This window comes from Rhodopirellula sp. MGV (assembly GCF_002251265.1).
GTDB lineage: Bacteria > Planctomycetota > Planctomycetia > Pirellulales > Pirellulaceae > Stieleria > Stieleria baltica_A.
On sequence record NZ_NPDI01000028.1, the window covers coordinates 126,118 to 140,600 of the forward strand.

1 protein-coding gene (running past one end of the window) is annotated in these 14,483 nt (G+C 57.1%); it reads left to right on the forward strand.

Annotated features, from left to right (window positions below; all coding sequences use genetic code 11):
- Positions 1–14,483, forward strand: the 5' portion of a protein-coding gene (locus tag CGZ80_RS09640) for a CARDB domain-containing protein (protein ID WP_158222635.1). Its footprint extends 310 nt past the window's final position; 14,483 of the gene's 14,793 nt are visible here — the first part of the coding sequence; the start codon lies at positions 1–3; its stop codon lies off the right edge, out of view.

A 14,483-nucleotide genomic window follows, 5' to 3' on the forward strand; every position in this document is an offset into this window, starting at 1 on the left:
ATGGCACGGAAAAGAAGCGGGCTGCAGAGGCAGTCTGGGCTGGCGAATGAGTTACGCCAAAAGAAACGAGTTCGTACGGCTCGATTGGCAAGGAAGCTCTTTTCAAAGCGGCAACTGCGAACTCCCTTCGAGCAACTCGAAGACCGCCGTGTGCTCGCAGCAATCCACTGGGATGGCGGCGGCGACAATTCGAGTTGGCACGACCCGCTGAACTGGGATAGCGATCAAGTCCCCGCAGTGACAGATGATGTCACTATCGAAGACGTCGCAGACGATCTTTCAATCAACATCTTGGCGAACGTCGAAGTCGCTTCGATCAGCACAACCGAACGGCTGCACGTCGTCGGATCGGAATTAAAAACCACGTCGTTGATCGCTGATGAATTGCACCTCGAAAACGCGTCGCTGATCGGCCAAGCCGGGATGCCTGTTTCGGCAACCATCCAGCGACTACTAACGGTCGAACAATCGGCAAGTGACTTCATGGTGCTCGGCAACCTGCACGTCACTGGCGATCTGTTGCTCGCGCAGCCGACACGCATCGTTGCCAACGGTGCTGATGCGCAGCTTACCGTCGATGGCGATGCGAATCTCGAAGACGCACAGGTCAGCGTGACGGCTGGCGGCGTTGTCGCGATGCCAAACGTGCAAACGTATTGGTTTCATACCGACGGAAATGGGCAAACGCGCACCTTCAGTGTCGACGGTGCCGGCAGCCGTTTGGATTTCAGCGGCTTACAAATCATCAGCGGCGGGCGGAACTACAACAGCCACCTGAACTTTGTCGTGACCGATGGAGGCGTAATCGATTTGTCCGGCGTCGCTTCCGTTGTCGACCCCGCCGAAGGAAACGTCGACTTTCGATCGATCAAGTTTCAGGCCACTGGCGCCGACAGCAAAATCAATTTGCCGAGTCTCGTCTCCATCGTCGATCAAGAATCCGACGATCCCACAGCGCTGATTGCAACGAGCGGCGGCGTGATCAATGTGCCAAGCCTTACGCACGCCCAAGGAACTTCATTCGGACTCGATGGGAGCAGCGGACTGGCAATCGATTCGATTCGGTCACTTTACGAATCGTCTGTCAACATCAGCAGTAGCGACGTCTCGCTTGGCAGTTTGATTGATGCCACCGGTACGGAATTCTATGTCGACGGTGTCGCGCTCGGATTGCCGCAACTCACGTCACTTCAAAACGGTGGGATTCACTTGGTTGACGGTGGGCAAATCGATTCGCCACTGCTATCGGAGATCGATGGAGCGGACTTGTCAGTGACTGGTGGTTCGTCACTGACACTTCCGAATGTCACCCGCTATGCGCATGCCGCCGAATCGATTTCCAAGCAAAGGAAATGGCAAGTCGATGGTGTCGGTTCAAAGCTGATCCTGCCACATCTCGAAACGATCACCGGTGCGACAACTTATGGTGGAACGCATCTCGTTCGCGTGACCGCTGGTGGTGCGATCGAGTTGCCAGTGCTGCGGCAAGTGACTGATCCACGCGAAGGCAACCAGAGCTTTCGCCGCTTCGAAATGACCGCCGACGGAACGGCAAGCCGGATCGAAGTCGGACAATTGCAATCGATCATTGATCAATTCGCATCAGGAGCCGGCCAGCCTTCGGTGGTCGACGCAAGTAACGGCGGTGTGATCGACGCGGCGAACTTGCGTTACCTGCGAGGTGTTAAAACAACGATCGATACCACAGGTGACATCGCGACTTCGGGATTGGTTTCGATCACGCAAAGTGATCTGACAATCGACCAACAACCGAGCCTGTTCGAATCGCTTACCACCATCGAATCGACGCGTTTGAAGTTGATTCAGACCCAAGCCGAACTGAATCAAATCTCGCGGTTCGAACACAACCAATTGATCACCGATCAAGCCGCAACGATCCAGTTGCCTTCGGTGACAAGTATCAACGGATCGGGATTCGAGGCCTACGGCGGAACCGTGATCTCGCTGGACGCATTCAGCGAGTATCGATTGTCGCCGCTAGACGTCAACGAACAACGTGCCTGGATCGCCGATGGTGCGGGCAGCAAAATCGATCTCTCGAATGTGGAATGGATCGAAGGAGGCGATCTCTACAACACTCGCATCAACGTTGCCGCACGCGACGGCGGCGAGATCGATTTGAGTTCGGTTCAGCAAGTCGTCGATCCGCTGGAAGGGAACACCAGCTTTCGGCAGATCAGCTTCAGTGCCGAAGGCGACGCGTCCACGATCCGGCTCGATCAACTGGTCAACGTCATCGACCGCGACGGCAACCTCGTTTCGTCGCTGGCCGAGTCAAACGGCGGCAGTGTGCTCACGCCTGCACTTCAGACGCTTGTGAATGCGACGTTGATGCAAGATCACGCGATGGGTGCCCCGGCGGTGACCGAGTCGGGGCAGTCGGTGCTTTCCGGCGGTCAAGAAACCGGGATGCCCGAATTTGCGCCGACGATGTCGCGACAAATCGTTACTTGGTTAGGCGGCGACGGCGATTGGACGGATCCATCGATGTGGGATGCCGGCCGAGTTCCGAGTGTGCACGATGCTGTTGAACTGACCAGCGGCACCGCTACGATCGGATCCGGCGATCAAACGGCGTATTCGATCAATGGCAGCGGTGCGTTGCATTTGCAAGCCGGTTCGTTGACGCTTTGGGGCGAATCACGATTGGACGGCGAACTGTCACTCGATCCCGGCACCACACTCGCCCTGCATGGCCAAAACGCGAGTTTGGTTGCCGACGGAACGCAGGTCATCGACGGGGCAAACTTCTCGGTCACCGATGGTGCCGAATTACGTTTCACCAAAGCCAACAGCTATTCACATCTGGGGGCCAGCAACGTCGCTCGAAATTGGATCGTGCAGGGCAGCGGCAGCGTGCTCGCTTTCGACGCCTTGACCGAAATCAACGGCGGCGAGCAGTACAACACACGACTAAATCTTGAAGCCCGCGCGGGTGGACAGATTTCCTTGCCCATGGTCAGTCAAATCGTTGATGGCAGCAGCGGCAACACGAGCCTACGGTCCATCAAAGTTTTGGCGATCGATGCCGGAAGTCAGATCGACCTGAATTCATTGGTTCGCTTCCAAGACGATTCGTCGGACCCCTCGTCGCTACAAACTTATTCGCAGCTACAAGCCCTTCGCGGCGGCGAGATTTCGTTGGGATCGTTGACTGAGTTGATCGGTGTCGCAGTCAAACGCGATTCGATCAGCCAACTGCCAATCGAAAGCGTCGAAACGTTCGACCAGAGTTGGCTGGATGTCGATTCGATCGATGTCGAATTGCCGTTGCTCGAATTTGCGGACGGTGCTTCCTTTCAAGTCCAGCACGGCTCGCTCAGCTTACCCGCGTTGCGACAGCTGACACGTGGTGAACTTCGCGTTGGCGCCGGTGCATCGGTCTCCGTCGACGTCTTGGAACAAATTGACGGCAGCAACTTGATCGCCGAACGTGGCGCCGCGATTTCATTGCCGCTGGTCACACACTACGACCACTCTTCCACCGCGAATTCGCAAACCCGTCGCATCGAAGCAAAAGGGTTCGGCAGTCAAGTGTCGCTGCCTTCATTGCAGACGATTACGGGCGCGACGACGTACGGATCGCAACTGGCGATTTCAGCAAACGACGGCGGGCAAGTCGCATTGCCAGAGCTGACCAGCATCGCGGATCCAGAAAGTGGCAACCGATCCTTTCGCGGCGTGCATTTGATCGCGGTCGGATACGGAAGCGAGTTGCAACTCCCGAAGCTGGCAACATTCGCGGACGTGGGCGAGAGTCCGATCAGTCAAAACGTTGTTCCCGCATACTCGACGCTTTCGGTGACCGGCGGGGCGACGGTTCAAACCGGCGTGTTGGCGGAACTCACCGGGGTACAGTTGATTTCAGACCGCGCAGACGCGATCGACGTTTCGACGGTCCAAACGGCTCTCAACAGTTCGTTGGAACTGTTCGGCGCAGGGCAGGTGCGGTTCGACAGTTTGATCGATGCGGCCGGCACCGCCATTCGCTTGAACGGTATTGCCGGGGAATTGCCGGAACTGACAACCATCCGAGGCGGTGAGCTTTCCATCGTTTCCGGTGCAACCATCGAAGCACCGAAGCTTGCTGACATCGACTCTGCAACCTTGATCGCGTCGGGTGGTGAAACCATCTCGTTGCCGAACGTTACCACGATCAGTCACTCCAGCACTGCCGCCAATCAAACGATGCGATTGCGCGCCGAAGGGCCCGGCAGCCGACTGGATTTGTCAAACGTCACCTCGATCCGAGGAGGCACACACTACAACACCAACGTCGCAATCGAAGCGTTGTCGGGCGGCGTCGTTGACCTGTCAAACGCCGTGTCCCTGGTGGATCCCAGCGAAGGCAATTTGAGCTTCCGCCGCTTCGAGATTCTTAGCGAAGGGGTTGGCAGTTTGATCGATCTCGCTTCGCTGACACTCGTTTCGGACGCATCCTCAGGCAGCACCTCGGGTGCGAACCTTTGGTCGTCGATCATCGCTCGCTACGGCGGACGCATCGACATCTCGAGGGCTTCTGCAGAAGCCGCAATGCTGACCGGTACCCGAGTGGTCGTGATTGCTCGAGGCACGGTTACGGGATCGTTCGAACTTGACACCGACAGCGTGCTTACAGGCGATTCGAATGTCCAGGCGGCCGTGATCTCAGGCGGATTGATTCAGCCAGAGCCTCGGCTTTCGATCAGTGGTCCGTTGCAACTCTTGCCAACGTCGGTCGTCGAACTGGAGATCAGCGGCACGACGCCGGTTGATCAATACGAACAACTGAGCCTATCGAGCGTCCAGTTCGATGGGACCGTGCGGACGGTGAAGTCTGGTGGATTTGAGCCTGAATTCGGTGACAGTTTCCGCGTCATCACCTTCGATTCAAAGACTGGCACGCCGGCGTACGAGGGATTGGATTTCGGCAGTCAGATTTTGACGCCCGAGTTGACCGCGAATGCATTGGAATTTGTCGCCGGCTTCTCCTCTGGTCCGGCGATTGAGTCCATCGACGTGTCCGATAGTGCCGTCAATGCGGATGGCCCGTTTCTTGTCTTGAACTTCAATGAAGCCATCGACCAGTCATCGTTGACAACCGACGACATCATCTTGACCGGACCGGGTGACATTGCAGTCGCGATCGATTCGATCGAGCCCTTTGATCCGCAACCGGATCAGACGTCGTTTACAAGCTTTATCGTTCGCCCGAATCGCGATGACTATGTTGACGGCCAGTACGAACTTGTCATCGGCCCCAACGTCTTGGACGTCGTTGGGAACCCGATGAACCAAGATGGCGACCAAACCAACGGCGAACCACTGGACGACCAATTTGCAACGACGTTGCAGTGGGCGCTACCAGACTTGGCGTTGTCCGGTGGTTCGCTGAACCTCGGCCAAACCGCATATCAGTTTGGCACGCAGATCGATGTCGCTTACCAACTTGGAAACGCAGGAACCGGCACCGCAGGCGGCAGCGACTGGACCGATCGTATCTACTTATCACACGATCAAACGCTAGACGGCGACGACCTGTCGATCGGTGAATTGCTGCAAACGGATGTGCTGACATCGGGCCAGCAGCTAAGCAGCGATTTGACCGTGACATTGCCGCTGGACGTTTCATTGCAAAGCGGGACGTACTACCTGCTGCTTTCGTTGGATGACGATCAGCAGATTAGCGAATCGGATGAAACGAACGTCGTCTCGTCTTCGGCGATCGAATTGCTTTTCCCGCCGCTCGTCGATCTGACGCCGCTAGCCTTGTCTGGCCCTGTAACGTTGCAACCAGGGCAAACTTCCGTCTTCAGTTGGTCGGTAGTCAATCAAGGTGACATCGCAACCGATTCGACTTGGTTTGATCAGGTTCAATTGCGTTCGGTTGATCAACCGGACGAGGTGTACTTTGTCGGCCGCGTCCTGCATACCACGATGACGCTTGTGCCGGGTCAGTCGTATCAGTCAATGATGACGGTGGACTTGCCGGCGATTCCCGATGGCAACTACTTGGTCGAACTGGTGACGGACTGGAATGATCGATTGTTCGAAGGCCCCTACGAAGACAACAACGTTATTCAAGGGACTGCGATCACAATCGACCATGCGGATTTGAAAGCCAGCGACTTCGTTTCACCAGCAACCGCACAGTCCGGCGAGACGATCGCTCTCCAGTGGCGTCTCGCCAATCAAGGCACCGGGACCGCGCACCAATGGACTCAGCGACTGTACTTGTCCGCCGATGGCAATGTCTCTGCCGACGACCGATTGCTGGACGAGTTTCTCGTTTCTGACTCGCTGGACGCTGGGCAAGCACGTCAGCAGACGCGAGATCTGCTGCTGCCGATCGACGTGCAAGGCACTTGGAATCTGCTGTTGCAAACGGACGCTGGCGAAACCGTTGACGTCGACTTGCGCACGATCGAGATCACCTTGGCGCCCTATGCGGATCTGACTGTCGAGAACATCGAGTTGCCCAATGAAATCACGGGTGACCCGGCGGAAGTCACCGTACAGTGGACGGTGCGAAATCAAGGTACCGGGCAGGGAGCGGTCGATCACTGGACCGACACGGTGATCTTCAGCCAAAACGAAATCTTGGGAGACGATGACGACTGGGTTGCGGCGACCATTCAGCACCATAGCGGAATTGACGCTGGGCAGGCCATCACGTATCGCGAAACGATCCTGCTACCGGCCGCGACGAGTGGCCGATTCAATGTGTTCGTACAAACCGACTCTGCAAACGAAGTTTTCGAGAATGGTTTCGAACAAAACAACACCGCCGTGGCAAGCAACACCATCGACGTCAGGCGTGCACTACCGGCGGACCTGATCGTCAGCGATGTGGTGGTTCCCGTCGACGTTGACTCTGGAACAACCGTCGACGTGACTTGGACGGTGCAAAACATTGGCCCGGGGATTACCGACCGTGGCGACTGGTACGACAAGGTCTACTTGGCAACCGACGCGGCGGGTGAACATCCTGTCGAGGGAACGGAAACACGGTTCCAACACTTCGGCCAACTGGGTGCCGGCGGAAACTATGTCCGAACCGGTGGCCTTGTCATCCCGCACGGCATCTCGGGCGAATTCTTTGTCATCGTTCACACCGCCCAATCGAACGCGCCCTACGAGTTTATTTTCACCGGCAACAATCAAACCGCCAGTCCCGCGATCACGGTCACGCTGTCACCGACTCCTGATTTAACCGTGACGGACTTGATCGTTCCGGCAACTGCACAAGAAGGGACGTTGATCGACGTCCAGTGGACGGTGCTGAACGACGGATTGGCAACCGCAACCGGTGGTTGGATTGACCGCGTTTACTTGCAAGAAGCGGGCAATCCGAACGCCCCGATCATTGAGCTCGGTCAATATCCGTTTCTCGATCCGATCGAACCGGGAATACGCTACACACGTGGCGAAAGCATCCGTATCCCTCGGCAAACGACGGGCGTGTTCCGAATCTTCGTCGACACCAACGCGGGCGAATTGCTCTACGAAGCCACCGCGACGACGAACAACACGAAGTCACTGCCGCTGACAATCGATGTCAATCCACGGCCCGACTTGCAAATCGAATCGATCAGCGTTCCCGAACGATTGGACGCCGGTGCCAGGCTGTCACCAAGCTTCGTCGTGCTCAACCAAGGCGGACGGGCAACCGAAGGCACCACATGGATCGACCGCGTTTATCTGTCGCTGGATACGACGGTCGACCAAGCCGACTTGCTGATCGGTGAGTTTGACAACGGGGCCGCCTTGGCACCCGGCGAACGCTACAACACCTTGACGGACGGCATCATTGTTCCGCTGCATTATCGCGGCACCGTTTATGTGCTGGTGCAAACCGACGCCCTTGATGACGTCGATGAATGGCCCGGCGAAGATAACAATGTGTTCTATGAACCAGTGATCGTCGAACGCGACCGGCTCGCCGACTTGGCTGTTAGCGATGTCTTGGCACCATCGCAAGTCGTGGCCGGGGCTGTCGTCCCGGTTCGATACACGGTGACGAACCTCGGCGAGTCCGAAACGATCGGCGAGACTTGGCTGGAGAACGTTTGGCTGACACGGGACAAAGACCGGCCGCATCCCGGTCAAGGCGACTATGTCCTGAAGTCCATTTCTCATTCTGGAAAACTGACACCGGGCGCGGGTTATGAAAGCGAGGTGTTGGTCACCATCCCCGAAACGCTGCCTTCGGGAACTTGGTACATCACGCCTTGGGTCGATCCCTTGGACATGATTCCCGAAGAGTCTTTGGTCGCGGATCAAAACCCCGACGACCCGACCAATCTTGACAACAACAATTACCATTCGCTAGCGGTTCAGGTACTAGGCTCACAGCCAGACCTAGTGGTCACGGATGTTGATGTGCCAGCGACAACTCAAGCGGGCGAAACGATTCATGTCGAATGGACCGTCAGCAACCTCGGCCTCGCCGATGCCGGCCCCGGCGGTTGGCTCGATCGAGTTTACTTGAGCGATCGGCCAGACCCCAAAGCTGACGACGCGACGACGATGCTATTGGCCGAAGTCAAACGCGAACAGCCACTCGCCGAAGGTGCGTCGTACACCGTTGTGGTCGACGTGCCGCTTAGCCCATCCGCATCCGGCCAGTACATCATCGTGATCACCGACGATGATTTGCCGCCGCAACCACAGATCGATTTGGGGAGTATCTTCGGCAACTTGATTCCGCCCCAAGAGCAGTTCTTCCCGGTCACGGAGGTCTTCGAAGACAATAACCTGACTGCGGTGTCAGCAGAGGTTGTCGCAACACCGGCCAACTTGAAAGTCGTCGATTTTGATCTGCCAAGCGACGCGAGAAGCGGTGAAGAAATCACGTTCAGCTACACCGTCGAAAACATCGGCACAGCACCGGTTTGGTCGGGCACGAAGTACTGGAAAGATTTCGTCTGGTTGTCCAGCGATCCGACCTTCATCCGAGACCGGGCGTCGTTTTTGGGAGCCACGGTGTATGCGCCCGATGAGATTTTACAGCCCGGCGATCGCTACACCGTGTCGATGACCACGACGTTGCCGCCGGGCACCGATGGCGACTATTCCTTGTGGGTGCATCTGAACGCGAATAACGATCAGTCACCGTTCTTGTTTCCTTATCTCGCACGTCGACTGGACGAACAGTTCTATCCGGCGGATGAAGGCGAAAATGACTTGTGGGTCGGTCACTTCGATCACTGGGCGTTCGAAGACCCGAGCGACAATCTGGCACGAGCTGTTCTTCCGATCGAGTATCGCGAAGCCGACTTGGTTGTCACTCAGTTCGATGTCCCAAACGATGTCACCTCGGGGGAAACGGTCACGCTGACCTACACCGTCGCAAATCAAGGCGATCGGGCAACGCGAATTGGCAGTTGGTCCGACCGTGTCTTCATCTCGCGAGATGATTCGCTGGACAACCGTGACTTGCAGGTTGGCTCCACACCGCATTTTGGAATCCTTGAGCCCGGTCAGTCTTACACGGCCAGCATCAATGCCCGAATTCCAGATGGCATCGAAGGCGACTTCCAACTGATCCTGTTTGCCGATTCGGCGGCCCAAATCGACCGCAGCGGAAGACTCGGCGATATCGGTTTCCGCCAAGTCGGGATCGAGTTCGAGTTGCCCGGTTCGCTTGCACCCTGGGACCTCGCGTCTTCCGCATCGCGTCAATCGGCACGCGGCAAAGTCAAAGAGTACCAACAGGAAGGCAACAACATCGCGGCACAGACCACCAGCGTCACGTTGGCGATGCCACCCGACTTGCAAGTCGAAACGGTCACGGCACCACTGCGTGCCGATCGCGGGCAATCGATCGATGTTTCTTATGTCGTCCGAAATGCCGGCGGCAACACTGTCGCCGCGCAAGACGAATGGATTGACCTGATCTATCTGTCGCGTGACACGTTGCTGGATCTGTCGGGTGACATTTATCTCGGCTCGGTCGAGCACCAAGACGGCTTGGCAGCAGGCGAGGCCTACTCCATTGAAACAACGGTCCCATTGCCGGCCGATTTGCTAGGGCCGTACTACGTGTTTGTGATCACTGATCCAGACCGTGAACGGTTCGCGGGTGATGTCTTCGAAGGAGGCTTGGAACGCAACAACGCGGCCCACCCTGGCACACCGCTGTTGATCGAATTGCCGCCTCCGGTGGACCTGGAAGTCCAGTCCGTGACGGTCCCACAAAATTCGGTGACCGGCGAAGCTGTCGAATTCACCTGGACAGTCACCAACAACAGCAACGAGACCGCCGAAGGCCACTGGTCCGACAGCGTCTACTTATCTGTCGATGCGTCATGGAATTTAAGTGACGTTCCTGTCGGCCGTGTCGAGTTTGAAGGGACTCTCGAGCCGGGTGAAAGTTACACGTCGACCTTGCAAACGTGGATGCTTTCGGTGACACCGGGAGCGTACCGTGCGATCGTTCGCACCGACATCTTCAACCAAGTGTTCGAAGCAGATCTCGAAGGCAACAACACGACCGCGTCGCCGTCGACGATGCAGGTCACGGCACCACGATTGACACTGGACGTTCCGTACCCAACGACCCTGTTGCCATCGCAGCAGCGTCTGTTTGCTGTCGACGTGCCTCCCGAGCAAACGTTGCGTGTCACGGTAATCGCGGACGACGATTCATCGCAGGAAGTTTACTTGCGATCCGCCGTCGCACCGACGACTCATCAGTACGACGCCAGCAGTGGTGGGACGTTGGCATCGGCGACATCCGCCGTCGTGCCGTCCACGATTGCCGGAACCTATTACGTCTTGCTGGATAACTTTGCCGCTAGCGAAGCCGGTTCATCGATCCGTGTGCTCGCCGAGTTATTGCCGCTCGCGATCACGGATGTCCGCACCGATGTCGGCGGTGATTCCCGGTATGTGACCACGACAATCCAAGGGGCGCGTTTTCATGAAGACGCGATTGTCAAACTGGTTCGCCCCGGATTTGCGGAGTATCTGCCGGTGACTCTGAACCGAGTTTCGGCGTCAGAAATCATCGCGACCTTTGATTTCGATGACGCGCCGCATGGCCTGTACGACGTTCAAGTCATCAACCCGGATGGTCAAGTCGCGGTGCTGCCCTACCGTTTCTTGATCCAACGGACAATCGAACCCGAAGTGTCCGTTGGGATCGGTGGTCCGCGTTATGTCTTTGCCGGTGACCAAGGCACCTACAGCGTTGCGATCGAAAACCTCAGCAACGTTGACGCACCGTATGTGTACTACAGCGTCGGCATCCCGGAACTGGGCATCAATCAAAACGTCTACAACCTTCCTTACACACACTTCACTTCGAACCTTCGTGGCGGCCCCGAAGGTTCTCTACATGACTTGCCTTGGGCAGAACTCGATTCGGCTGTCAACGTCGATGGCCACTGGACTGCTGGCGGGTACCTGTTTGATCAGGCTGCCGATCGCAGTGCCGGGTTCAACTTTCAAGTGCAAACCTATCCCGGCCTTCGCGAATTAAGCGACCATGCGTGGGAAGCATTCAAGGCGAAGCTTTACGAAGCGGTGCCGCTGTACGCGGAACAAGATTTACTTGCCGAAGGTCCGTCAGCACTCGATCAGTTGTCGCCTGGGCTTTCTTTGGTTTGGGAAGTCTTCGGCGCCGTACCGGACTTGTTGACTCAGCCGCTGATCCCGTTCCAATTCCATGTGGTCGCGTCCGCAACGGCGATGACGCGAGACGAATTCATCGCACACGCATTGGCCGAAGCCGAAACGCTGCGCAGTGGAATCCTGAATGACGCCGATGCAGACGCGGCATTGGTCAACCTCGCCGGCGACCAGGATGCGTGGCAAGACCTGTATCTGGCGTATCTGACAGAAAGCGGCCGGCTGCGTGCCGAAGACGTCGCACCACCGGCGCGGCGTGATCAAGAACTGGCAAGCCTGATGGCAACGCTCACTGGCGGCGTGATGACGGGACCTGGGGGCGACCAAGTCATCTTGGCCGGGACGTTTGACGACTTCTTTGCAAACGTCCGTCGTTGGTACGGTCACGACCCATCGCTGACAGCACCACTCGCAGACGATCTGACACAATTCGATTCCGATTCGCTTTCCTTCCTGGGGATTCTGCGAAGTGCCAACCCGGTTGCCGAATTGCCGATCTTCGATGACTACGACCTGGGCCTCGGCGCAAACACTCACTTCCAAGCGATGCGAGTCTATGTGCCCTGGGTGCCGTTCGGACGTCGTAGCGACGGCATTCCATCGGAGTACCAAATCAATGGGATCACGCCAAACGGCGAAGACATTTTCTTTCCCTTGAACTTGCAAGGGTACTACGACCAACTCGGTGGAGTTTCAGGGGCGGCCTCGCAAACCGGTCCCTTCACCATCGAAACCGGCGGCTTCGTCCCGGCGGAAACACCGCTGCCGATCACGGTGAACTTTCAAAATGATCCGAATGCGCTGCGCGAGACAAACGAAATCCGCGTCGTCGTTCCGCTCGACGAAAACGTGGACCCGCGATCGTTCCGGCTTGGCGATTTGAAAATCAGTGACCTCAACATTCGGATGCCAGACAACCGATCGCTGTATCAAGGCGAATTCGAGTTCGCCGATTCTTTGGGGTACAACGTGCGCGTCAGTGCCGGTGTTGACTTGCAGTCGAACACGGCGACCTGGTTGATCCAAGCGATCGATCCGTTGACCGGCGAAGTCCGCACCGACGGACAAAACGGTCTGTTGCCGCCGAATGACGCGCAAGGCCACGGCGCAGGCTTTGTCAGCTACAGCGTTCAAATTGCGGACCAAGCGACTTCTGGAGCCACGTTCACCGCACGCGCCCGTGTGTTGCTGGACAACGCACCGGCTGATGATGCCGAGCCGCTGACCTACGCGATCGATGCACAGTCGCCGATCAGCACCGTGAATGTCACGCCGCTGAACAATCAACATGACTTTGTCGTTCGTTGGCAGTCGATCGACGAACCGGAAGGCAGCGGTGTCAAACATGTCACGATTTATGTCGCCGAAGATGGCGGTGATTTCAAAATCTGGAAACGCCAGCAACCCGGCGCAACTGGCGAAGAAGTCTTCGTCGGTCGAGTCGGACATGACTATGAGTTTCTCGCATTGGCAACCGACCTTGCCGGCAACCGCGAGACTCCGCCAACCGGACGATCGACAGCAGACGACGGTTCGCGTGTCGCACTCGGCACCTTGCCTGCCGTCGACACTTCAACTTCCAACCAGCTTGGCCAACCGGCAACGCCTCGTTCCACCCCGTCGCCCAACGCTTTGTTCACGGTTGCGGAAAATCTAATTCCGTCACAGGTTTCGCCTTCACGACCGTCAAGTTTTGCGACGGTATTGCAACCGTTTGCCGCGCAGCAATTCGCTGGCGGTTTTGCCAACTCGGCAAACGCAGTTGATTCGTCGGGCATCGGCCCGATGGCAATCGCCGAAATGCCCAGCGGTGACTTCTTGGTCAGCGGCGGTGCGTCGCGGAATCAGCTTTATCTCTTTTCAAGCGAAGGTGGTGAAGCAGACCGAGTCTGGGCAGAACTCGACCATCCGATCTTCAATCTGGTTTTCGATCACTCCGAACGACTTTGGGCGACCACCGGTGGCGGACCGTTATTGGAATTGGATCCCAGCGATGGAACCGTACTTGCCGAATACGGTGACGGATTGACGATGGGGCTAACCGTGGATCCGATCAGCGGTGACCTGTTTGTCGGATCAGGTTCAGGCGTCGAACGGTTTGATCCAGAGACGAAGCGGTTCAGTCACTTCTCACGTGATCAGGATCTTCGCGTCGGCAGTTTGGCGTTTGCCGATGATGGCACACTGTACGCCACACGCTGGCCTCAGCGAGACGCGGTGGTGAAGTTCAACGCACTGGGACGTGCCGAAACCGTTTTGCAATTCGACACGCCGATCGATTCCATCGCGATCGGGATCAAAGACACGCCGCTCGAGGGTTTGATGTTTGTCACCCACAACCGTGGAATCCGTGGTGCGAACAGCGACAACGAGAACAGCGAGTTGACGATGGTCGATCTCGCCTCGCTTCGCCAAGTGCCGTTGGCGAGTGGTGGAACGCGAGGCGACGTGGTGATCACCAGCAGCGACGGCAATATCTACGTCAGTGGTTCCACTTCGGTCGATGTGCTCAGCCCGATTCAAACGCCTCAAATCATTGCCACTTTACCGGCCGAGCAAACGACGACGGCATTGCCGCTGGGGATGATCGCGGTCGCGTTCAGTGAAGACATGTGGGTTGGTGACGGGATGGCAGTTCAGTCGGTGATCAACCCCGGCAACTATGTCATTCACAGTGCTGACGGCAATGATCCTGTCGTGACCGGAGTTCGCTATCACGATGCGACTCGCACGGCGTATGTCTTTGTCAGCGGATTTCAGCCGGGCGATCAAACCTTGTTTGTCGGCGGCGGCATTCAAAGTGCCGGCGGGTTCCCGATGGCAAGTGGTTTCGAAGTCCACTTCAAAAC